The sequence below is a fragment of the Mesobacillus foraminis genome (assembly GCF_004340465.1).
Lineage (GTDB): Bacteria > Bacillota > Bacilli > Bacillales > Cytobacillaceae > Mesobacillus_B > Mesobacillus_B foraminis.
In genome coordinates this window covers 1-22,425 of sequence record NZ_SLVV01000012.1, presented here as the reverse complement: position 1 = coordinate 22,425, position 22,425 = coordinate 1, and the positions used below count along the sequence as shown (strand labels likewise).

At 44.9% G+C, this 22,425-nt stretch carries 29 protein-coding genes; 9 read left to right on the top strand and 20 right to left on the bottom strand.

The annotated features are described in order from the left end of the window. The 4 genes from EV146_RS20885 (at position 1) to EV146_RS20870 (ending at position 1,701) form a co-directional block, all read left to right on the top strand. Positions 1-477, top strand: a complete 477-nt coding sequence (locus EV146_RS20885; RefSeq protein ID WP_121611187.1) for a Na+/H+ antiporter subunit E — start codon at positions 1-3, stop codon at positions 475-477. Further along, positions 477-767 (top strand): Na(+)/H(+) antiporter subunit F1, encoded by a 291-nt coding sequence (locus tag EV146_RS20880; RefSeq protein WP_132010411.1) that lies wholly within the window; start codon positions 477-479, stop codon positions 765-767. The genes EV146_RS20885 and EV146_RS20880 overlap by 1 nt, the downstream gene beginning before the upstream one ends. 1 nt (position 768) lies before the next feature. Beyond that, entirely contained in the window at positions 769-1,113 is a 345-nt protein-coding gene (gene mnhG / locus EV146_RS20875) for a monovalent cation/H(+) antiporter subunit G (RefSeq protein WP_132010663.1), read from the top strand. A 384-nt stretch (positions 1,114-1,497) separates the two neighbouring features. Next, complete coding sequence (locus EV146_RS20870) at positions 1,498-1,701, top strand: hypothetical protein (RefSeq protein WP_132010409.1); 204 nt, start codon at positions 1,498-1,500, stop codon at positions 1,699-1,701. 63 nt (positions 1,702-1,764) lie between these two features. On the opposite strand, the gene EV146_RS20865 is transcribed toward EV146_RS20870, so the two are convergent. The 7 genes from EV146_RS20865 to EV146_RS20835 form a co-directional block, all read right to left on the bottom strand. After that, positions 1,765-2,154, bottom strand: a complete 390-nt coding sequence (locus tag EV146_RS20865; protein ID WP_132010407.1) for a hotdog fold thioesterase — start codon at positions 2,152-2,154, stop codon at positions 1,765-1,767. Between the two features lie 41 nt (positions 2,155-2,195). Further along, complete coding sequence (locus EV146_RS20860; protein WP_132010405.1) at positions 2,196-2,804, bottom strand: DedA family protein; 609 nt, start codon at positions 2,802-2,804, stop codon at positions 2,196-2,198. 192 nt (positions 2,805-2,996) lie between these two features. Beyond that, entirely contained in the window at positions 2,997-3,197 is a 201-nt protein-coding gene (locus EV146_RS20855; RefSeq protein ID WP_132010403.1) for a hypothetical protein, read from the bottom strand. A gap of 127 nt (positions 3,198-3,324) precedes the next feature. Next, a complete protein-coding gene (locus EV146_RS20850; RefSeq protein WP_132010401.1) occupies positions 3,325-3,921 on the bottom strand; it encodes a sulfite oxidase-like oxidoreductase in 597 nt (198 codons plus the stop codon). A 134-nt stretch (positions 3,922-4,055) separates the two neighbouring features. Continuing rightward, positions 4,056-5,366 carry a Na+/H+ antiporter family protein gene (locus EV146_RS20845; RefSeq protein ID WP_132010399.1) on the bottom strand — a complete coding sequence of 437 codons (1,311 nt, stop codon included), beginning with the start codon at positions 5,364-5,366 and terminating at the stop codon, positions 4,056-4,058. 157 nt (positions 5,367-5,523) lie between these two features. Continuing rightward, complete coding sequence (locus EV146_RS20840; protein ID WP_132010397.1) at positions 5,524-7,020, bottom strand: leucyl aminopeptidase; 1,497 nt, start codon at positions 7,018-7,020, stop codon at positions 5,524-5,526. Positions 7,021-7,072: 52 nt separating this feature from the next. Then, complete coding sequence (locus tag EV146_RS20835; RefSeq protein WP_132010395.1) at positions 7,073-7,453, bottom strand: DUF309 domain-containing protein; 381 nt, start codon at positions 7,451-7,453, stop codon at positions 7,073-7,075. 116 nt (positions 7,454-7,569) lie between these two features. On the opposite strand from EV146_RS20835, the gene EV146_RS20830 reads away from it, so the two are divergent. Continuing rightward, positions 7,570-8,046: a divergent PAP2 family protein gene (locus EV146_RS20830; RefSeq protein ID WP_132010394.1), complete on the top strand. Its 477-nt coding sequence runs from the start codon at positions 7,570-7,572 to the stop codon at positions 8,044-8,046. A gap of 11 nt (positions 8,047-8,057) precedes the next feature. Beyond that, on the top strand, positions 8,058-8,831 hold the full coding sequence (locus EV146_RS20825; protein WP_132010392.1) for a cobalamin-binding protein: 774 nt from the start codon (positions 8,058-8,060) through the stop codon (positions 8,829-8,831). Between the two features lie 72 nt (positions 8,832-8,903). Here the strand turns inward: EV146_RS20825 and EV146_RS20820 are convergent, their stop codons facing one another. The 7 genes from EV146_RS20820 to EV146_RS20795 all read right to left on the bottom strand — a co-directional run bounded on the left by EV146_RS20820 (position 8,904) and on the right by EV146_RS20795 (position 13,507). Next, on the bottom strand, positions 8,904-9,614 hold the full coding sequence (locus EV146_RS20820) for a 3D domain-containing protein (protein WP_132010390.1): 711 nt from the start codon (positions 9,612-9,614) through the stop codon (positions 8,904-8,906). A 148-nt stretch (positions 9,615-9,762) separates the two neighbouring features. Then, positions 9,763-10,086: a YuiB family protein gene (locus tag EV146_RS20815; RefSeq protein WP_132010388.1), complete on the bottom strand. Its 324-nt coding sequence runs from the start codon at positions 10,084-10,086 to the stop codon at positions 9,763-9,765. 84 nt (positions 10,087-10,170) lie between these two features. Beyond that, positions 10,171-10,302 (bottom strand): YuiA family protein, encoded by a 132-nt coding sequence (locus EV146_RS27200; RefSeq protein WP_158287164.1) that lies wholly within the window; start codon positions 10,300-10,302, stop codon positions 10,171-10,173. Positions 10,303-10,468: 166 nt separating this feature from the next. Then, entirely contained in the window at positions 10,469-10,951 is a 483-nt protein-coding gene (locus tag EV146_RS20810; RefSeq protein ID WP_132010386.1) for an NUDIX domain-containing protein, read from the bottom strand. 104 nt (positions 10,952-11,055) lie between these two features. Then, complete coding sequence (locus tag EV146_RS20805; RefSeq protein WP_162990409.1) at positions 11,056-12,282, bottom strand: NAD(P)/FAD-dependent oxidoreductase; 1,227 nt, start codon at positions 12,280-12,282, stop codon at positions 11,056-11,058. A gap of 458 nt (positions 12,283-12,740) precedes the next feature. After that, positions 12,741-13,103 (bottom strand): HesB/IscA family protein, encoded by a 363-nt coding sequence (locus EV146_RS20800; RefSeq protein ID WP_121611171.1) that lies wholly within the window; start codon positions 13,101-13,103, stop codon positions 12,741-12,743. A 164-nt stretch (positions 13,104-13,267) separates the two neighbouring features. Continuing rightward, the gene (locus EV146_RS20795; protein WP_121611170.1) at positions 13,268-13,507 is read right to left on the bottom strand and encodes a YuzB family protein; all 240 of its coding nucleotides are present in this window, start codon (positions 13,505-13,507) and stop codon (positions 13,268-13,270) included. A 425-nt stretch (positions 13,508-13,932) separates the two neighbouring features. Between EV146_RS20795 and EV146_RS20790 the strand changes: the two genes are divergently transcribed. Continuing rightward, positions 13,933-15,000 (top strand): NAD(P)/FAD-dependent oxidoreductase, encoded by a 1,068-nt coding sequence (locus EV146_RS20790; RefSeq protein WP_132010384.1) that lies wholly within the window; start codon positions 13,933-13,935, stop codon positions 14,998-15,000. A gap of 237 nt (positions 15,001-15,237) precedes the next feature. On the opposite strand, the gene EV146_RS20785 is transcribed toward EV146_RS20790, so the two are convergent. Then, positions 15,238-15,567 (bottom strand): YuzD family protein, encoded by a 330-nt coding sequence (locus EV146_RS20785; RefSeq protein WP_132010382.1) that lies wholly within the window; start codon positions 15,565-15,567, stop codon positions 15,238-15,240. Positions 15,568-15,701: 134 nt separating this feature from the next. On the opposite strand from EV146_RS20785, the gene EV146_RS20780 reads away from it, so the two are divergent. Further along, complete coding sequence (locus EV146_RS20780) at positions 15,702-15,938, top strand: NifU family protein (protein ID WP_121611167.1); 237 nt, start codon at positions 15,702-15,704, stop codon at positions 15,936-15,938. Between the two features lie 61 nt (positions 15,939-15,999). Here the strand turns inward: EV146_RS20780 and thrB are convergent, their stop codons facing one another. From thrB to yutH, 5 genes are all read right to left on the bottom strand, one after another. Further along, positions 16,000-16,929 (bottom strand): homoserine kinase, encoded by a 930-nt coding sequence (gene thrB, locus EV146_RS20775; RefSeq protein ID WP_132010380.1) that lies wholly within the window; start codon positions 16,927-16,929, stop codon positions 16,000-16,002. After that, the gene (gene thrC, locus EV146_RS20770) at positions 16,926-17,987 is read right to left on the bottom strand and encodes a threonine synthase (RefSeq protein WP_132010378.1); all 1,062 of its coding nucleotides are present in this window, start codon (positions 17,985-17,987) and stop codon (positions 16,926-16,928) included. Before thrC ends, thrB begins: the two co-directional genes overlap by 4 nt. Then, positions 17,984-19,282, bottom strand: a complete 1,299-nt coding sequence (locus EV146_RS20765) for a homoserine dehydrogenase (RefSeq protein ID WP_132010376.1) — start codon at positions 19,280-19,282, stop codon at positions 17,984-17,986. The genes thrC and EV146_RS20765 overlap by 4 nt, the downstream gene beginning before the upstream one ends. Positions 19,283-19,467: 185 nt before the next feature. Next, the gene (locus EV146_RS20760) at positions 19,468-20,451 is read right to left on the bottom strand and encodes a 2-hydroxyacid dehydrogenase (protein WP_181215961.1); all 984 of its coding nucleotides are present in this window, start codon (positions 20,449-20,451) and stop codon (positions 19,468-19,470) included. Positions 20,452-20,610: 159 nt separating this feature from the next. After that, complete coding sequence (gene yutH / locus EV146_RS20755) at positions 20,611-21,618, bottom strand: spore coat putative kinase YutH (protein WP_132010372.1); 1,008 nt, start codon at positions 21,616-21,618, stop codon at positions 20,611-20,613. 204 nt (positions 21,619-21,822) lie between these two features. Here yutH and EV146_RS20750 point away from each other — a divergent pair, with 204 nt between their 5' ends. Then, complete coding sequence (locus tag EV146_RS20750; protein WP_121611161.1) at positions 21,823-22,326, top strand: phosphatidylglycerophosphatase A family protein; 504 nt, start codon at positions 21,823-21,825, stop codon at positions 22,324-22,326. Positions 22,327-22,425 lie beyond the last annotated feature (99 nt).

Here is a 22,425-nt window from a genome sequence, read left to right as displayed (position 1 = left end):
ATGGCATTTCAGATTTTGCTTAATTTCTTTTTAGCTTTTGTGTGGATGTTCCTGAAATCATCCTACACACCGGCATCATTCTTTGTCGGATATTTCTTTGGCCTGCTCATCATCTATGTGTTCAGACGTTTTTTCGATTCCCGTTTTTATTTGGTGCGAGTCAATGCGGTCGCAGTCTTGTTCCTTCTTTTTATAAAGGAGCTGTTTCTCGCAAACTGGTCTGTGCTCAAGCTGGTGCTCAGGCCTAAACTGAATATTAAACCAGGAATTTTTGCGCTCCCGACCGAATTGAAAAAAGATTGGGAAATCACCGTTCTTGCGAATCTGATTACTTTGACCCCCGGGACACTTGTAGTGGATGTATCGTTTGACAACAAAACCTTGTACATCCATGCCATGGACATCGAAGACATAAATGAGGCGGTCGACAGCATCAAGAATTCATTTGAAAAGGCAATTATGGAGGTGAGCCGCTAATGTTTGAAATGGTGATTTATGTCTCCATCTTTTGCTTCTCTCTATCCATGCTGGGGCTCATTTACCGGGTGATCAAGGGACCCACCATGCCGGATCGTGTAGTGGCGCTGGATGCAATCGGAATTAACCTTGTAGCGGTTGTCGCCCTAGGTTCCATTGCTTTAAGAACTAGCGAATTCCTCGATATCATCCTCCTGATCGGGATTCTGGCATTTATCGGCACGGTGGCCTTTTCAAAGTATCTTGAGAAGGGAGTGATCATGGAAAGTGACAGAGACGGAAATTATTAAAATGTTTGTAGGGATATTTATTTTGCTTGGAGCTTTTTTAAGCCTCGTAGCAGCATTTGGCCTGATCAGGCTCCCTGATGTCTATACAAGGAACCATGCAGCTTCCAAGAGTGCCACTCTGGGAGTAATGCTTACACTTCTCGGTACCCTGATCTATTTTTATTTCATTGAAAACCATTTTAATTCGCGCCTCCTCCTTGGTATAGCGTTTATCTTTATGACCTCCCCTGTTGCCGGCCATCTCATCAGCCGGGCGGCCTATAATTCAGGAGTCAAGCTTTGGGGCAAGAGCGTGGTTGATGATTTGGGCCGGGACCGAAAAAAAATGAATCATAGGAAATCCTAGATTGTTAACAAAAGAGGATGATTTTGAAGGTCGCTTATAATGGCCTTTGAAGTCACCTCTTTTTTCTTTGAAGAAGAATATTCCGAAAGTATAAGCGAAAGATTCATAAAAATCAGGGATTATTACCAAATAAGAAGGGCTAATCGAAAGTGTCCTAAAGAAAGAGTATAAAAGATACTTAAAGGGGGTCTGCTGGCATTCAGTTGGGTCCTCATGCTCAACCCTACTGAAGGGGAAACGGTATAGCTAAAAGAACTCATAGTTGACAGAATGTTTTGCCACTTATAAGATTAAATAGGGTTTTCCATATACATACAATTTTAAGGGTAACTTGTAAGTTATGGGACATTTTGTAAGTTTTTACATACGAAAGGAGTTTATTCAGTGGAACATACTTGTCCAAAATGTAAGGTAGGGTTGACCGAAGGACAGCTTGATCACGCTGGGCCGTTGAGGGTTTATAAAAAAGGGGAAGGTGCCGGACTGTTTGGTCCCGATACAAAACAAATGGATGATATCTGCCCTTTTGTATGCCCGGAATGCGGACTGGTTGAGTTTTACGTCCCCAATCCCGGCAAGTTTCAATAACAAGGGATCCATAAGAATTTACCATTAAAAGGTGCAGTCCCTTTTAAAGGGAGCACCTTTTTATCACTGTGGATTAATTTTTATCACGGCTATGGTGCATCTCGATATCGAAATCAGATTGTTGTCTTCATCTGTTATTTTAATCTCCCAGACCATTGTCGTTTTTCCGTGATGCAGCACGGTTCCCGTTGCTGTAACCATCCCGTCCCGCTTGCCCCGTATATGGTTGGCATTGATTTCAAGACCGACTACTGCTTCCCTTTCCTTATCGACAAGCTCATAGGCACCAATACTGGCTACTGTTTCTGCCAAAGCCACTGAAGCCCCTCCATGCAAAAGTCCAAAAGGCTGCCTGGTTCGTTCATCCACAGGCATGGTCGCAACTGCCTTTCCCTTCTGCAAGTCTACAATCTCAATTCCGAGTGCACCGAGTAGTGTTTTATTCAGGTCCACGTTGACCCTCCTGCCTATTTTTAATCGCGGCTCATATGCCGTCATCTGTCTAATGCCTTCATTCTGCTGCCTTTTTTCTTCCTGACGAGCCTTGCGGTGATCAGACCCAATGCAGTTAATGAAGCACCAACAGCCAATTCTTCTCCATATTTCCCAACTACCTCTACATTGTCACCAAAGAGATAGCCGATTGAAAAGACCACCAGCAGCCATATAAATGCACCGCTGTAGGCAAATAGTGCGAAGCTTCGATACGGAAGCCTGCTGAATCCGTACAGCAAAGGGAGGAAGTTTCTGACTCCCGGAATGAAATAGCTGAATGACAATGATAATGCATGGTACCTTTCCAGCAATCGCAAGGATTTTTTCAATGCATTAGAAAAACGTTTCCTTTTCTCCAGGGTGCTGATTAATCTCCTCCCGACAAGACGGCCAAGCAAATAAAGGGTTGTCAATGCAGCTAATATGCCGCAATATGTAACCACAAAGGCCGGTACGGGGTGCAGCGCCCCCAGTGATGCAGCTAAACCGACTGTCATTGATATGACCTCGTTTGGAACCGGGAGGCCAAACACCCCGAACCAAAGCCATAAAAAAAGCCCCAGATAGCCATTTTTTTCGATTATATCCATGATTAAATCTAAATCCATGGAGATATCCTCCCCATTCATTCAATTTGTTCATAGGAATATCATATTAAGTTTTCCTCTAAGAATTCGCTGTTTCCTCTTAGAAATCCTTTATTTCTTTTCAGGCTGCCCCCGTTATGTACCCAATTTAGCAGAGAGTGACACTATTATTCAACTAAAAACAGCTCTTGGGGGAAGAGCTGTTCCTTGCTTTTAGTACCAATAAGGATAGCCGCCAAATCCACCATATCCAAATCCGTATGGATAATAAGGCGGGTAGTAGTATGGAAATGGGCGCGGATATAATAACGCACTGCCTACTAAACCTCCCAAAAGTCCGCCAACGAATGGGCCGCCCCAGAAAAAGCGGCGCCTTCCAAACCCACCATAAAAGGGTCTTCTCATATCTTGCATCCGGGTTACCTCCTTAGAATATTTGCACAGCCTACATTACTTCATATGCAAAAAAACTGGGAGGTGAGTGGGCAAACATCCCGTAAGGAGAAGAAAACAGAGAAAAAAAAGCCCTTTTTACGGGTAATCAATCCCAGGTAAGTCTCTGTTCTTTCCATGGGTCCCCATAGTTATGGTAGCCATTCTTTTCCCAGAATCCGGGCTTATCCTCTCTCGTAAATTCAATCCCTTTAAGCCATTTGGCGCTTTTCCAGAAATAAAGATGCGGGAAAACAGCCCTGAGTGGATATCCGTGTTCAGGACTCAGCGCCTGTCCATTATGAGCATAGGCAAGCATACTCGTATCCCTGATAAAATCTTCAAGCGGCAGGTTCGTACTCCACCCTTCCTCCGCATGAAGGATGACAAACCTGACTTCAGGTTTCAAGGCAGCTCTATGGACAATATCGTTCGTTGAGACGCCCTCCCAATGATTATCTAATTTGGACCAGCCAGTCACACAGTGGATATCATTTTTGGAACTTTTCAAAGGCATGGCCAGCAAATCATCGTAAGTCAGAAATTGTTCCTGTTCCACTAAGCCGAACAGCCTTAACGCCCACTTGGACAGGTCTTTATAATAGGGGACATTCCCATGATGCAGGACAGGAAACGAAGTAGTGACATTTTGATTCGGAGGCACCCTCCCCGACAGGCTGTTTTTCTTCGACTTTCCGAAGTACATAAAAGCCTCCCTCCTTTTTTCAAGGATTGAATTTATTCTTTTATCCTACAAGAAGTTCGCATCAAGAGCAAAATCCTCGGTCAAAACTGACGAAGACCATCAAAATAGCCTCCCATCAAAGGGGAGGCTATTCTCTATAGCACCATGGCCGCAAGCCATCCAAACAGGATTAAAGGTAGATTATAATGAAGGAAGGTTGGGACACAGGTATCCCAAATATGGTTATGCTGTCCGTCCACATTCAATCCTGCTGTCGGGCCAAGCGTGCTGTCGGATGCAGGTGACCCGGCATCACCCAGAGCTGCAGCCGTTCCCACAATCGCAACGGTCGCCATTGGGCTGAATCCCAGCTGGAAGCACAGTGGCACGAAAATAGTGGCAATGATCGGGATGGTCGAAAAAGAGGAGCCAATCCCCATTGTGACAAACAAACCTACGACCAGCATCATCAGGGATCCCATTGCCTTGTTATTACCTATGGCATCTGCGGACCATTTGACAAGAGCTTCCACATCCCCTGTTTCTTTCAGCACATCAGCAAATCCATACGCCGATAGCATAACAAACCCGATAAAGGCCATCATTCTCATGCCATCCGTCAGGAGATTATCAGCATCCCGCCACTTAATGGCTCCGCTTGCGTAAATAACCATGATCCCGGTAAATGCACCGATAATCATGGATTCAGTTATGATTTGAACCGCTAAAGCCGCAACAATTGCCAGTATGGAAAAGGTGACGCTTTTTTTTGAGTAATGATTCTTTTTCGCTTCCATTCTTTCGTTCTGTTTATAATTCCTTGGTTTCCGGTAAGAGACAAAAATGGCAAATAGTAAACCGGCAAGCATACCTAAAACAGGAAGGACCATTGCCTTTGGAATGTCTTCAAGTCCGACAGTCAAGCCGCTGTCAGCCATATTGCTCTGGAGTATTTCCTGAAATATCTTCCCGAAGCCTGCCGGCAGCAGGATATAAGGTGCCGTAAGCCCAAATGTCAATACAGAAGCAATCAGTCTCCTGTCGATGTTCAATTCATTTAAAATATACAATAACGGCGGAATCAGGATTGGAATGAAGGCAATATGAATAGGAATCAGGTTTTGCGAAAAGCAGGCCATTAACAAAATTAAAAATACAATCAGTGCTTTTGAGTAGGCCTTTGCCCTTTTCTCCCCTTTTCCAATCATTCCAACCATGGATTGAACCAGCAGATCCGGAAGCCCCGTTGCGGATAAAGCCACAGCAAAACCGCCAAGCAAGGCATAACTTAATGCAACCTCGGCACTTCCGCCAAGTCCGATGGAAAATATCTCGATTGTTTTATCCAAGCTTAACCCGCCTGTCAATCCGCCTGCCAGAGAGCCCACGATTAATGATAAGACGACATTCACACGAAGCAGGCTCAGGATCAGCATGACAAGGACGGCAATAATTACAGCATTCATAATTGTCTCCTCTCTCGATGGCTAGTTCGCCGCTCCCTTTCCTTTAGTTCGGTAAAATAGCAGAGAACATGTCCTAAAATATCATAGAACTGTTTTTTATGTCAATTTTATCGTCGGCAAAAAGCCTCCGAACCCTGTTCGGAGGCAATAACTACTATTATTGGAACCTTTCCACCAGCAGTGCAAGGGTCCGGACCATAACACCGGTCGCACCGGCTGGCCCAAGATCATGTTCCTTATTCGTGGTTGCGGTACCTGCAATGTCCAGATGTACCCAGGGCGTACCTTCAGCAAACTCACCCACAAAGGCTCCCCCCATAATTGCATGCCCTTCGCGGCCAGGAGAATTATTCAGGTCGGCAATTTTGCTGTTCCTGACTCTTTCCTTGTCTTTCTCGAAAAGCGGCAGTCTCCAAATCGGCTCTGCAGCTTCATAGGATGCTTCCAGCACCTGCTCAAACCATGCCTCATCATTTGTCAGCGCACCCGTCGTCTCCGTGCCGAGGGCAACAATCACACCGCCCGTCAACGTAGCCACATCAACCAGATAGCTGGCTCCGTGATGTTTGGCGTAAGTGATCGCATCGGCAAGAACTAGCCGGCCTTCTGCATCAGTGTTTAGAACTTCAATCGTTTTTCCGCTCATTGACGTTATGACATCATCAGGCTTGAAAGCCGCCCCGCTGACCATATTGTCAGTAGAAGGGATCACGGCAACAACATTCTGTTCAGGCTTCAGTTCACCGATGACTTCCATGGCTCCAAGAACGGCTGCAGCCCCGCCCATATCGGTTTTCATGCCGACAATGCCATCCTTCGATTTGATCGAGTAGCCGCCAGTGTCAAAGGTAATTCCTTTCCCAACCAGTGCTATGACATCCTTCCATTCTTCCTTGCCCTGATACTTCAGGACAATCATTTTCGGAGGCTGTGCCGACCCTTGATTCACTGCAAGCATCGCTCCCATGCCAAGCGTCTCCATGTCCTCCTTTTCAAGGATCTCGGCTTCAAACCCATAGGTCTCCGCCAGTTTTTGTGCATATTCCGCCATATCGGTAGCGGTCAGCATGTTTCCTGGCAAATTGACAAGTGTCCGGGCAGAGTTGACCCCTGTTCCGTATACATATCCGACCTCGAGAGCTGACCTTACCTCGGCGCTTTCTTCAAAAGTACTATAAATGGTCAGACTTTCTATCTTCCGTTCTGGTTCATTTGATTTCTGTTTGTAGCCTTCAAATTCATAGTTGGCGAGGGCAAAGGCTTCTCCGAGGGCGTGAGCAGCATCAAGCATGCTAACTTCTTCACCTGTGAAGGTATCAAGAACAAAGGCTGCCTCCGTCCACTTCTCTTGTTTCACTGATTTGAACAGCACGCCAAATGCCTCGCGAAGCAGTTCAAAGCTAAACTCCTTTTCTTGCCCCAGTCCGATAAAATAAACCCGTTTAGCCCCGGTTTTGCCGAAAGTATGTATTTTGGATACGTTCTTCTTTTTGGTGACAATATCCCCACTTTTAATAAGCTGTGTTAATTCGCCATCAAAGTGCTCATCCAAATTGGCTAAAACCCCTTCCATTCCCGAGGTTTTGTTAAAAATGCCAACCACAAGGGCATCATGGCTATCGTTAAAATCCAGTTGTGTTTTTATTTCAAACACATGCCTCACCTCCAAGTTTATTATATCCAATACGAGAGACTATTTCGAATTCCTAATCATTTAAATAAAGAAATAGCGGTGGCAGGGCAGGCAGGCTTGAAATCTCCGAGTATGGAACCTTATCAATTCCATCCGGAATCGCTGACAGGCATTGCTCAATAAAGCCGATCACCTGTTCAAGGTCAAGCCCCCAATGCTCCGGCCGATATTCCCTGAGATATTCATGGGCCACTTTCATCATGATACGGGTTCCTTTTAAATTTCCGTAGCTGTAATGATAGAGGGCGACACTCATTTGCAGCAGACCTTTTAAAAATAAATTCCCTTTGTCCTCCATCCACATATCTTCAAGTAAATCATGGCAGGTATAATAGTCCCCTTCATTGAATTTAATAAAGAACTGGTAATATTCATAAGGATAGTCCCCGGACATCCTCCACCTCCATCTATGGCTATAAGCGTATCTTACCAAATCTGGAGCGTGTCTGTAATGAATTATGCTATCGTAGGGTATGAAACCTATATCACCTAAAAAGGGGGATCCTGAACATGGATGTATTGCTTAACTTTTCTTTATGGGCGTCCCTTGCGGCGATCTTTTTTGCCCAATTTGTTAAAGTTCCGATTCAGTATATTGCTACAAGGCGAATTGACTGGGCCTTGCTGACAAGTACCGGGGGCATGCCCAGCTCGCATTCCGCTGCCGTGACTGCCCTTTCAACGGGTGTTGCCCTTGAAGCAGGGCTTGACTCCCCTATATTTGCTGTATCGGCTATCTTTGCTATCATAACGATGTTTGATGCTACGGGTGTCCGCAGGCAGGCGGGAGAACAAGCAATTGTCCTGAATCAGCTGGTGGCTGATTTTAATAAGTTTGTTGATGATGCAAAGTCATGGACAAACAAACCGGACCAGGAAAAGCGCAAAGAATTGAAGGAACTTCTCGGCCACAAGCCTATTGAAGTGTTCTTCGGCGGACTTACGGGGATTGCACTAACATTGGTACTTTATTATATTTTTTATTAGGGAGGAAAAAAATGAGAGTTATATCTTTATGCCCAAGCAACACAGAAATCATTGCCTATCTTGGGCTTGAAGGTCTGTTAGTCGGTGTGGATGATTTTTCCGACTGGCCTGAATCTATTCAGAAGCTGCCAAGATTAGGGCCGGACCTGTCAATCAATCTGGATCTGGTGGAGGAATTGAAACCAGACCTCGTTCTAGCTTCCTTAAGCGTTCCTGGTATGGAGAAGAACGTAGAAGGCTTAAAGGAAAGGGGAATTCCCCATATTGTCCTGAATCCGCAATCCTTTGAAGACATTGAAAACGACCTGGCGGCTACGGCGGCAGCCCTTGGTTTTCCTGAAAAAGGCGTGGCAGCCTCTTCCGAATTTAAAAACAGGCTTGATACAATCCGGAGAGCGAATACAAACCGCAGCACACATCCGGCATTATATTGGGAATGGTGGCCAAAGCCGGTTTTCACACCTGGACGGATCAACTGGCTGACGGAACTGTCGGAGGCCGCAGGAGCACGCAATCTATTCGCAGATGTTGACCTTGCAAGTGTACAGACAGACTGGGAGGATGTTCTTGCTCGAAACCCCGATTTTATCTGTATCGCCTGGGTTGGCGTCCAGCGGGAAAAGGTAAAAAAATCACTCATTACCAACAGGCCGGGGTGGGGGGATTTGGATGCTGTAAAAAAAGGAAGGATCCTCATTCTCGAGGAGGAACTGTATTGCCGGCCTTCCCCACGGCTCCTGGAAGGCCTTGAGAAGCTATGTCGTTTGTTGGCTGAGGCTGAATAAACCAAGAAAGGCAAATCCACTGGATTTGCCTTTTACGCCTTACATGAAGCTAAAGTCTAACTAGCTATCAAATTAAGATTTCTTTTCACCTGTATACTGCTGACGAAAAACCTGCAGGGCCTTATCTTCATTCATTTTCGTCAATTCTTCCTCAGTCAGGTTTCCATCACCCATTTTGACAATCGATATCTCCAGGGTTCTTTTCCCCCACTGTTCGTAGACCTCATCTACGGTATCGTAATATAAATCCAGTTTATTTCCTTTTATAGCTCCGCCTTTATCGGCCACGACACCATAACCATAATCTGGTATGAAAAGCACGGTCCCAATGGGAAAGACACTTAAATCGGCGGCAATGGTCGAAAACAGGTCCCGTTTCACCTTGACCCCTGAGTATGTAATTCCGTATTCCGGGTGCCCCGGTCTCTTTCCAGTGGATTCAATTCCAGCGGTATAACCAGTGGCAGTCATTTTTTTCTTTGGATATTTGGACCAGTCAATCGAATTTTCAAGGGTTGGCGAAGCTTCAGCAGCGCTTGTGCTGGCAGCAGCCTTAGCGCGAAGGCGGGGAATACTGCTCAGGAACTTATAGCTAATTCCGGCTACCTTCTGTTTATGTTCAGTTAAAGGATGTTCTTCAGAGCCGCTATCATAGTTTTGATACAAGAATCTTGCTATGGTATTGGCTTCCACTCCAGATATTGAATGGAATGTTGTCAAAAGGGCGGCAACAAAAAGCAGAGTCATCGTCATACGCCTGGCCCACTTCTTCATTTTAAACATTAAATCTTCCACTCCTCCCAAAACTATTATTTTCCCATCTCAGGAGGAAATATTCATAAAGCAGCGAAAATGGGCCAAATAGCGCCGAATAAAGGAAAATAAAGGTTTTTGAGAGACAATAAAAAAACCCTCATGTAAATGAAGGTTTTTAAAACATCTGGTATCCATTTTTTCTTAATAGTCTTATGACAACCCCGGCAACAATGGCCCCTGTGAAGCCGCTGCTTAAAATCAGGATATCCGCCATGGCCAGGTTTGCAAAATGAGTTCCCAGTTCTCTGAAGGCTGTACCGCTGTTTGTAAAATATTCAATAAAACGCACGTTATCAACAATAAATATGGTCACGACTGGATAAATAATCGCCATGATCCAGGACATCCTCAACAGCATGTTCAGCAAAAAACCGATTCCAAAAAACAATACAAAGAAAAGCAATATTGAAATAATTAACGTTACAATTGTAAGACCCATGATAACTCCCCCTACTTCCTACATCAATAGTGTACTGAATGTCCTGGGGGTAGTCAATTGGGACTTTCGGACATGGCTTTCCATTTAGTGTACCTCCGCCTTGCTGTCTACTGTTTCTTTGCCTGTACCGCTGCAGCAGGCACAGGTTTCCGACCCGCCCAGCAGAAGCTGAAAATAACCGAGCCCTGAGCAATATCGACATTCTTTAAGTTCCATCTCTTGCTGATTCAACGGCCTCTCTCCTAAAAAAAATAAATTTCTGAATAATATAACAAGAAATAATAAATTAAGAAAGGCCGGTTTCGACTTAAATATCGTCATGTAAACGGATACATGCTGAATTTCCTTTAAAAAGCTGTCCTATTCTAAAATTTTCTAAATATTATAAAAATAATTTATATGAGGTATATCCAAACTGTTCACCCGGATCAACACCATTAACAACAGGCAATGCGTCAGCTTTATTTAAATGGAGCATGTACTGCAGCATTACAGAAACATTGGGAAGCTCCACCAGCATGACGGGATCCATGAAACAGGCGTCGAAAAGTTCACTTTCCTGGGGTATAACTGTTTGGGCCTCTTTGGGCTCGAGCAAAAACATAAGCAAGTTATCACTTACTTCCCCTTTAATTATACCCGTTCTTAATCCCACAAGCCCTTTAAGCTCACAGCCTACTCCTGTTTCCTCCAGAACTTCCCGAAGTACCGCCTCATCCGCTGTCTCACCTTCATTCACAAAGCCTGCAGGCAATGACCACTGATTTTTTAGTCCTCCATACCTTTTTTTGACTACAAGCCATTCACCATTTGGTGCAATCACAAGGCCAGCGACCGCCAGCCAGACATTTCCGCGCTTCCTCATTCGTTCCCCTCCTCTTTGTTTTATTTTATCAAAAGGGAGGTGGAAATTTGTTCATATAAAAAAGCAGATCTAAAAAAGATCTGCTTTTAAAAGAAACACTGATATTAGAAAATGTTGAACTTCCCTTTTTTCAGAACCATTGAAGCCCCGCCGATCATGTAAAGCGCACGGTTATCAATCATCTTTTTCATAAAGGAGGCTTTTGCCCCAACAATTTTCTTCCCAAATGCTACGCCAATCGCGTCATCTTCGCCAAGGGAGCATACAGTACCTTTGTTATCGAATTTGAAGGTTTCAAGCTCGTTCTTGCCGCGAACCAGTGCTGCAATGTTTCTTGCACAAACCTCGCCCTGCTGCATGGCAATTTGTGCAGTTGGAGGATAAGGGCGGTTAATTTCTTCATTAATAATTAGAGAGCAGTCGCCCACAACAAACATGTTATCATGTCCAGGAACCCGAAGGTCAGGCTGAACTTTTACACGTCCGCGCATTGCTTCGATTCCGGACTTTTCAATAATAGAATTGCCTCGGACACCTGCTGCCCAGACAACAGTGGATGCCTTGATTTCTTCTACCTGGTCTTCTCCTTTGGCAACGATGATTCCATCCGGAAGAGCTTCTTTGATTGCTGTTCCGATTCGGAATTCAATGCCTTTCTTTTCAAGGTAGGAAACCGCATAGTTCACAAGCTCAGGATCAAATCCTGGAAGAACAGTAGGAGCAGCTTCAACACAGATAACTTTTACTTTATGGAAGTCCACATCGTATTCACGGCATAGTTCAGGAATACGGTTAGCAAGTTCTCCAAGGAATTCAATTCCAGTAAAACCGGCACCGCCGACAACAATGGACAGCCTTTCATCCTTCTTCTCAGCCTCTGTATTGTAGGTTGCAAATTGATATTCAATGTGCTCGCGGATCTGGCGCGCTGCATTAACATTCACAATGGAGAAGGCATATTCCTTAAGGCCTTTAATTCCGAAAGTTTCAGACTCTCCGCCCAGGGCAATCACTAAATAATCATAAACGATATCCCCATTTTCCAGTATGACGCGGTTTTCTTCCGTTTTAATTTCTTCAACCGTACCTTGTACAAATTCCACCTTTTGACGGTCAATAACATCACGAATATCATAACGGACACGATCGTGATGCAATGTTCCTGCGGAGGCCTCATGCAGCCAGGTTGTTTCATAATGGTAATCATTTTTATTTACAAGGACGATATCCGCCTCGTTTACTCCAATTTGTTTCTGAAGTCGGGTAGCTGTCATCAGCCCGCCGTATCCTGCTCCTAATATGACAATCTTTGGCTTTCTCAAAGTGATCACTTCCACCTTTATATTAAATTTGATTTCTTCCTGAGATAGGTTTTTACTTAGCTTTTACTACTTTTTATTTTTTATCGTTTTTGGAGAAAGAAAAACTTTGTGATTTCCTTCACTAAGAACGACAAAAAAATGATCGAAAAATGTCACAAAATCTTAACAATTCGCTTTCCTACATAACATAATATTCTTTTTTCCTATCTTTTTCAAGTACATATATAGAAAATTCGAGCGGTAAAATTTCCAAAACGGAAAGGATTTCGATATTTTGACAGGCAGACTAAGGCAATCTTCCGTGCATGGCATTGTTTAAGAGTGTTTTAACAGTTTGTCGAAAATCCGCACCAAATAAAAGGAGGGTGAAAAAGATGGTTGCCAGGCTCCATCAGCTGTTGCATTTCTGTAGGCGCATGTCTTTGGGTTCAAACAGAAAGCAAGGTGGAAAGCTCCACCTTGCTTTTCTAACATTCCTCGGGAGTACCTGTATTTGTTGCGGTCTTAAATGAAGATCCGCAGCCGCAAGAAGCAATTGCATTAGGATTGTCGATTGTAAAGCCTCCACCCATTAAGGACTGCTTATAACCAATCACAGTTCCTTTGAGAATCAAGGAGCTGTCTTTATCAATCAAAATTTTAATTCCATGCTGCTCATATTCGCTGTCGCCCTCTTCGACCTCATGGGCAAAGCCCATACCATAGGAAAGTCCGCTGCAGCCTCCCCCTTTGACACCCACTCGCAAAAATGCGTTTTCTTCCTCATTTTCTTTCATCATATCTTTAATCTGAAGTGCCGCCTCTTCAGTAATAGTAATAATCTGTTCCATGTACAAACCTCCTGTCCGGGATAAATCCCTTCTTATAATTATTATATACAGTGTGTGAATGCCTCTCAACCAATCGGCTTAAAACATTTTACGCTCCACGCCTTGTGCATTAAATAAAAAAGCCGGAAGATGGTGGTCTTCCAACGGCCGGCATGATTGATCTATTAAAACATCGGATTTTCTTCAAGATATTGGTAAATTTTTTCGACTAGCTCATCAGGAGTATCAGCGCTGACTGGTTCACCATTGACAAGGGCATACAGAGACCTTGCACATTTGCCGCAGTAGCCGAGGCAGCCATATTCGATAATATCCAGGTTGGAGTCACGTTCAAGCTGTTCGAGTGCCTGCTGTGAGCCGTTTGCCAAATTGCTGATACAAAATTCGATGATCGGCTTAATCATTCCCTTTCACCTCTCTACTAATGTGTTAATCCTACCTTTTTTTATGTGAATCGTCAATTTCTTCATTCTCCCATATAAACTGCGTTGAATAAACGTTGACTGTGATGAGCTGCCCTTTTGGTCAAGCCTTCTTGGGAGGATCCAGCCCTGACTGCATTAAAATTCTAACTTTCTGTGTACTTGCAGGCATTCTCACTTCTAAGCGTTCCACCTCAGCCTGCTGTCCTTCGCCCGGGCCCTTGGATCCTTATATATTTGTTGTTATTTTGTCACAATTTCGTTATAATTCAAATGAGTTTTACTGGATAATCGCTATTTTAAAATATTATTTATACCTTATTTGCAAGCGGTTTCGGATGACATGAAAAACAGAACATTAAACAAGGACAGTTTGAAGAAGAGAGATTAAAAAGGGGATAAAAAAAATGAAAAGTCTCGTTATTCTCGGGGGCGGATACGGCGGTATTCGAATGCTGCAGCGCCTTCTGCCAAATGAGTTGCCTGATGATGTTTCCATTACTTTGATTGACAGGGTTCCTTACCACTGTTTAAAAACAGAGTTCTATGCCCTGGCAGCTGGTACGATTTCCGACCAGCATGTCCGAGTTCCTTTCCCAGACCATCCTCGCCTGAAAATAAAATATGCTGAGATTACAAGTGTTAACCTTGAAAAGCAAGAAGTTTATCTTAAGGACGGAGAAACAGTCAAATATGATGAACTCGTCATTGGGCTGGGCTGCGAGGATAAATACCACAATGTTCCTGGTGCAAAAGAATTCACTTACAGCATCCAGACCATTGCAAAATCAAGGGCAACCTATCAGACCTTGAACAACCTCCCTGCCGGCTCTTCGGTTGCCATTGTCGGTGCAGGTCTTAGCGGCGTTGAGCTCGCGAGTGAACTCAGCGAAAGCAGAAGTGACTTAAAAATAAAGCTGTTTGACCGCGGAAACCATATTTTGTCCTCTTTCTCCGAGAGGCTCAGCACTTATATTGAAAACTGGTTTGACACACATCATGTCGAGATTATCAACAATGCCAATATTACGAGAGTGGAAGAAGGCATACTGTACAATCATGATGAACCAGTCTCAGTCGACGCCATTGTCTGGACAGCCGGAATCCAGGCAAATAAAATTGTCCGCGACCTTCCTGGTGAAAAAGATAAAATGGGACGTGCTGTTATAAGCCCCAGACATCACCTGCCGGACTACGAGAATGTTTTCATCCTGGGTGATTGCGCCAGCCTGCCCCATGCACCAAGCGCCCAGCTTGCCGAAGGACAGGCAGAGCAAATAGTCCAGGTTCTGACAATGCGTTGGAAAGGCCAGGAACCTCCTGAATACTTCCCGCCAATAAAACTGAAAGGGATCCTTGGCTCTCTTGGCAAAAAGCAGGGATTTGGCCTTCTTGCCGAGCGCCCTATTACCGGACGGGTCGCCCGTCTGTTAAAATCGGGAATTCTTTGGATGTATAAGCACCATAACGGTTAAATGAAACAGGCCCAATGATTGCTCCTCACACAATCATCGGGCTGTTTTTATTCCTGCTCTTTTTCTTTGGAAGAATTCCGGTGCTCTTACCTGTTTGATCTTGTCAGAAAAATCCAGGTGCTCCCAATGAACACTTCTCATCGATTTCAGCTCCGCGCATTGAGTTTTAGTCGACAACTCCCCAATGAACAAACGAATCCTTTTCCAACAGTAGAAACTGTTTATCATCAAGGCACCTTATTCCTGGCTGTATCCGTACTTCTCCATTTCGGCAAATATCGTTTTTAGCCTTGGGTTTCCTTCCCCTACTATCCGATCATCCAGGAGCACAACAGGATAAAACATACCCTCTTCGATCACTCTCTGGGCAAATTTGCATTTGGACGGCTCATCACTTGGAGGGTTATGAATATCGACATATGTGATGGTGAATGGCTGGTCCTTGAACTTCCTGGATATTGCCGCCTCGAGCCATTCGAAGGTTTCTTTTGATGATGGAAGGTTAACACAGCTAGGGCAAAGCTGTTCCGCCCCATACACAACGAGCTCCACTTGTTTATTTGACACTCCGATTCCCCCTCTTTCTTTTTATTTTACTATACCGTATTCATAAACTGTAGATTATTGGTTTTTGATGTTAACCAATAGATTTTTCACCGGGATGTGATTATAATAGTTATTATGAAAGGAGTCGATTTTACATGTCTGAACAACAAATGTTTGAACAAGTGCAAGAAGTATTAGATAAATTGCGTCCATTCCTTCTTCGTGATGGAGGAGACTGCGAACTTGTTGACGTGGACGAAGGTATAGTAAAATTGCGTCTGCTCGGCGCATGCGGAAGCTGCCCTAGTTCAACAATCACATTAAAAGCAGGTATTGAACGCGCTCTTTTAGAAGAAGTTCCTGGAGTCGTTGAGGTAGAACAAGTTTTCTAATGCACTCATAAAATCATGATTAAAAAGCGGTTTGCCCCTGTGGCAAACCGCTTTTTTATTGCTATGCGAGGCAGTCCTTGCTTGCTTCCTCGGTGATGTTCACTTTGCTTCCGCATCGGTCAATTTTCAGCTGAATAACCTGCATGGCATCAAGGGATTGCTCCAGCGATGCCGCAAGGGCCTGTCCCTTCCCTGGCTCTGCCAGGCACAGGATGGACGGCCCGGCGCCGCTAAGTGCGGTTCCAAAGGCACCCGCCTCACGGGCAAGCTGTTCAATTTTGCCCCACCAGGGAACAAGGCTACGTCGGTAGGGCTGATGGAACACATCGCTGTCCATCATTTTGCCGGCAAGCTTCCATTGGCCGGTCAGCAATGACGCCAGCAATTGGTTTGAAACAGCACTAGCTTCTACCGCCTTGGAATAATCCAGAGTCGAGGGAAGAACCTCCCGAGATGATTCTGTGAGCAGTTCATCTTCAGGAATCACCGCGACAACATCCATATCCATCTCGCTAAAAACTGTTACATCCACTCCTGTTTCCAGCTGGCTGCCAACAACCAGGCCTCCGTAGATGGAAGCTCCAACATTGTCAGGATGGCCTTCGATCTCCGCTGATATTTCCAGTTTTTCCTGTTTGGTCAGGTTCAGTCCGCAGAAGTGGCTGGCCAGCTCGATGCCTGCGATGATGGCTGAGGCCGAGGACCCAAGACCCCTGGCAAGCGGAATTTCGCTTGAAACAGCCATTTTTAATGGCGGCATTTCCTTGCCATACAGCCTGGCTGTTTTAATCGCAATCTGGGCAATGTAGTTCTGCTCGTTTACAGGGAATTTCTCCAATTCCGGTGTAAGGGCGATGATTTCCCATTGAGCACTGCTGATTGCTTCAACAGTAAGATAAAGATTTACAGCTAACCCGATCGAGTCAAATCCAGGGCCCAGATTGGCCGAACTCGCCGGTACACTTGCTGTAAACACTCCCCCTCGGCTCATTGGTGCACAACTCCGCGAATATGCTCAGCAACCTGCTCCTCATCATTTGGAAGAAGCACTGGTTTGATTTCGCTGCACTCCATGGCTGTCGCAGGGTCTTTCAATCCATTTCCTGTCAGGACCGCTACGATCCTCGACCCTTTTGGAATCTCGCCTTTCTGGAGCATTTTGAACACTCCTGCTAAAGATGCACAGGAGGCTGGCTCTGCGAAGACACCTTCTGTACCAGTCAGCTTACGGTATGCCGCAAGGATTTCTTCATCAGACACCTCATCAATTTTACCGCCTGATTCATCCCTTGCATTAACGGCCAGATGCCAGCTTGCCGGGTTTCCGATTCGGATGGCCGTTGCAACGGTTTCCGGATTTTCAAATACCCGGTCATGAACAATCGCGGCTGCTCCCTCTGCCTCAAAGCCGAACATTCTTGGCAGGCCTGTTTCCTTTGCCTCATTGTATTCCTTGAATCCTTTCCAGTACGCACTGATATTGCCCGCATTTCCCACCGGGATGGCGAGGATGTCAGGAGCACTGCCAAGCTGGTCGCAGATCTCGAAAGCTGCTGTCTTTTGGCCTTCCAGGCGGTAAGGGTTAACTGAGTTAACCAGGGCGACAGGTTCAGTCTCACTGATGTTCCTTACCATTTTCAATGCTTCATCGAAATTCCCTTCAATAGAGATGATCTCTGCACCATACATAACAGCCTGGGCAAGCTTCCCCATCGCAATTTTTCCTTCCGGGATGACAACGATGCATCGCATGCCGGCTCTTGCTGCGTATGCAGCTGCTGCAGCGGATGTATTCCCTGTGGAAGCACAGATAACCGTATCGCTGCCTTCCTCTTTTGCTTTCGCAACAGCCATTACCATGCCTCTGTCTTTAAAGGAACCGGTCGGGTTGGTCCCCTCGGTTTTTACATATAGATCGACTCCCCACTCTTCGGAAATGTGATCAAGTCGGATCAATGGTGTATTTCCTTCATTCAGGGTTAATTTCGGGGTATTTTCATTAATCGGAAGATACTCCTTGTATTCTTCGATAAGTCCTTTCCATCTCATGCTCCAGCACTTCCTTCCACTTTATACGAACTTTTGATTTCTTTCATTGCCTTTAAATCCCGCAATTCCATTAAAATATCTTCATAGTTTTTAAGAGACGCTAAATGTGTCACAAGGACGATTTCCGCCAGATCCTCTTCCTTGACCGGAAGCTGGAGGATTTTCTCAAAGGAAACACCGTGCTTTGAAAATACAGAGGTGATCTCGGCAAAAACGCCTACCTCGTCTTTGACATGAAGTCTCAGGAAGTATTTCGAATAGATTTCTTCTGACCCCTTCAGGTTCTTTTCATGCTGCGGTGCCACTGCAAGGCTTCCATTTACACCCAGGCGCATGTTTTTTACAACTGCTACCAGATCCGAGACAATGGAGGTTGCAGTAGGCAGGCTTCCTGCCCCAGGGCCGTAAAACATTGTTTCCCCCACTGCTTCTCCATAGACATAAACAGCATTGAACTCATTATGTACGGAAGCGAGCGGATGGGACTGCGGCAAAAGAGTCGGCTGGACGCTGACTTCCACTTTCCCTTCATTGCGCTGGGCAATTCCCAGCAGCTTCATTGTGTAGCCAAGCTGCTTGGCATAATGAAGGTCTTCCTCGGTAATGGTGGTAATGCCCGTCGCTTTAACATCATCCAAATCAATTTTCATGGAAAAGCCAAGGGTAGCAAGAATCGTCATTTTACGGGCTGCATCAAGGCCTTCCACATCTGATGCAGGATTTGCCTCAGCATAGCCCAGATCCTGGGCTTCTTTTAGAACGGAATCATACGGAAGGCCTTCCTGGGTCATTTTCGTCAGGATAAAATTTGTTGTTCCATTGACAATGCCCATCATCTTTGTAATTCTGTCGGATGCAAGACCATCCACAAGGCTTCTGATAATTGGGATTCCGCCAGCAACACTTGCTTCGTAGAATAAATCACAGCCGTTTTCCTTGGCAGCTGTTAACAGCTCTGAACCATACAGGGCCATTAAATCCTTATTGGCTGTAACAATATGCTTTTTATTTTTAATTGCCTGCAGCAAATATTCCTTCGTCTTGTCCACGCCGCCCATCACTTCGATGACAACATCAATATCAGGATCATTAATGATGTCTTCGATGTTCGTTGTCATATGAGCCTCATCTATTTTTACTGCCCGATCTTTTCCAAGTTCTTTAACGAGGACTTTTTTAACCCTTATTGGACAGCCAACTTGATGCATCAGCTTATCCTGGTGGTTCTCTATAATGGTAATAACCCCGCTGCCCACTGTTCCGAGTCCGAGCAATCCAATTGAAATGGCATCCATAATGTTTCTCCCCCGCTTTCTGTTCTTCTACAATAAACATTTGTTTGTATATAGTAGACATTATAATTATTGTTCACGGCATTTACAAGGGTTTTTTATTGTGAAATACCATTGAAAACGGTTAATGACAAAAATTTTTTTAGTCTTCTGATAAAGGGCTGCATTTTATTCTCACTCAGCAGAAATCAAGCCTGCAATAAACCCGGGTTTACAATTGTCCTCGGTTCCTTTCCCTTAAGCACCCTTTCAATATTATCGACACATACAGAGATCATGACCATTCTTGTTTCCAGGCTAGCACTCCCTATGTGGGGCAATGCAACGACATTAGGCAGCTTTAACAATGGGTGATCAGCAGAAATCGGTTCCTCAACGAAAACATCCAGGCCGGCTCCCGCAATCTCCCGAGTTTTAAGCGCATGGACAAGCGCTTCTTCATCGGCGACTGCTCCCCTGGAGGCGTTGATAAAAATGGCGGATGATTTCATTTTCCTGAACGCGGATTGATTAAACAGGTGCCTCGTTTCGCTTGTCAGCGGAGTCAACGACACAACAAAATCCGAGCTTTCGAGCAGGCTTTCAAGGGAACGGTACCTGGCGCCCAGTTCTTGTTCGGTTTCAGGCTTCCGGGTCCTGTTATGATAGAGAATCTCCATGCCAAACCCTTTAGCCCGCCGTGCAACACCTTCACCTATTTTTCCCATGCCGCATATCCCGATGGTCTTATTGTAGATGTCCTGCCCGGCAAGCAGGAATGGGCTCCAGCTTTTCCAGTTCCCTTCTTTAACAAACTCCGCTGCCTCCACGATCCTTCTCGCAGTTGCAGTCAATAGCGCAAAGGTCAGGTCCGCTGTAGTTTCTGTCAGTACATCCGGAGTATTGCATATATAAATTCCTTGTTTCGTTGCTGCCTCCACATCAATATTGTCGAACCCGACTGCCATATTGGCAACGACTTTCAGGTTTTTTCCGGCTCTCAGCAGGTCCCCGGTGATTTGATCGGAAACGACGGTCAGCAATGCGTGAGCTTTTTCAGCTTCTGCAAGTAAAATATCTTCTGGAACGGCAACATCGTCTCTATCCCACATGTTTACCTGAAAACTTGCTTGTAAATTCTTAACGGCTTCCTCCGGCAATTTCCTTGTAAGATAAATATACGGTTTCATGATCAGTCCCCTTTATGCTGGTAAAAAGAGTATTGCTTTTATGCCTGCGGTATCCCTGTTGTACCGATACTTTACTCCCTCCAGTCCGCCGGCTTATCAGCCCATTCCTAAACTGGATTTGTCATAATTATTTTAACATATAAAAGATTGGATGAAGCGTGATTATTTTAAAAGCCAGTTAATAACAGGAAGCCGATAGCTGCGCACTGGCACCTCTGCCAGCTGATAAAAGCTTCCCAGAAACTGTTCATGCTCCGCAGTCTGCTTCAAGTACTTTTCCAGTCTATCCTCAAGGCTGCGTTTCGCTTCCTCGGACGTGGTAATATAATAGTTTTCAATGCATTCGATATAGTGAAGAGGATACAGGAGCCTTGCGTACAGCAGCCGCCAGGCAAAAGGCGACAGCCTGGTGACCTTCCGATAGTCAGCAAAAAAGCTCTTCACAGCAGGCTGGCTGGTTTGAATATTTGAAAAATATTGCTGTCTGGTCCACTCGGCTAAATCCCTGCTTGCGTGATCAAATACCCAATCAAAGGGGTTCTTGACCAAATGGTCCCTCCCCCATGTTTTCCGTGTAAACCGTTCATGACAGACTGTTCCGCCGTCTGTTTCAACCGGAGTGCCGTCCAGCTCTGTATCAGCAAGATATTGTATCGCATTTTCGGCGAGCCCCATATAATAGGGAAAGGAATCTAAAAACATCCGTTCAAACTCATTTTCCGGTTCATTAAATAGCTTTTCATTCCATACCTTTTCCATCTGATCCAGACGTTTTTCCCAAAGCTGCTTCCACTGCCCTATCCGGTTTACATTTTCCACCTGAAAGGGCATATATCTTCCACGCAAATGAAAGCGGGCCAGTTTCCTGCCAATTGTGGCAGGGTTCAGCATCCTCAGTTCCCGGCATTTCAGGACACTGTAATAGACACCTTCCCACTCACAGAACTGCTTTCCATCACTTGTTGGCACAAAACCTGGAACCTCCTTATCTCCAAAGGCCTGGAGCTGTGCTGATATTCTTCCAAGTTCGCTTATTTCTTGCTCTTTCCTTCCATTTGCCTTCATAATCAAGTAAAGAGAATGATCCTGTTTGAATGCACGGAACCTTCCGACATCGAGCTCTTGCCCATCTTTCAGGCCGTATACTTGTTTTAACATTTTTTCAAACATGCTAAGCCCCCCATCCCCGGTAATAATCCCTTTTAGTACTATATGAGTCCCAGCGTTAAAACTTGTTTTAAAATAAGCCGGAATGAATAGGGCCTCTCTAGGGCAATCATGATAAGGATGATATTTGCATGAACTGGATTGAACCGAATAAATTAGGTTAAATAAGAATATAATAAGGAACTATCGAAAGAAGGGTGAAACTATATGTTAGAAAAAAGAAAACCGATTCAATTAACGGAAGAAACAGCTCGTGAGTGGCTCCACAAACGGGGTGTTGAAGTTGAGGATATTGCTAAGCTAGTGTACTATCTGCAGGAAAAATATCACCCAAATCTTGCTATCGAGGACTGCATGGAAAACGTGGAACGCGTCCTTTCCAAACGCGAAGTACAAAACGCCATCTTGACTGGGATCCAGCTGGATATCCTGGCAGAACAGAAAAAACTTGGCGAACCGCTGCAATCCATCATCGCTACAGATGAAAGCTTATATGGGGTGGATGAAATTCTTGCTTTCTCCATTGTCAATATTTACGGTTCCATCGGCTTCACGAACTATGGCTATATTGATAAACAAAAGCCAGGAATTCTTGAAAAACTCAATGATAAATCGAGCGGAGAGTGCCATACCTTCCTCGATGATATTGTCGGCGCCATTGCGGCCGCTGCCTCCAGCAGGCTTGCGCACCGGGCACAAAGCACGGAATGATGACAAAAAAGAGGTTGGGCCATAACTAGCTTCAAATAGTGAGAAAGGTGAAATTGAGCGTACTCAATTTCACCTTTCTCTGTTTTTGCTTGTCTTTCT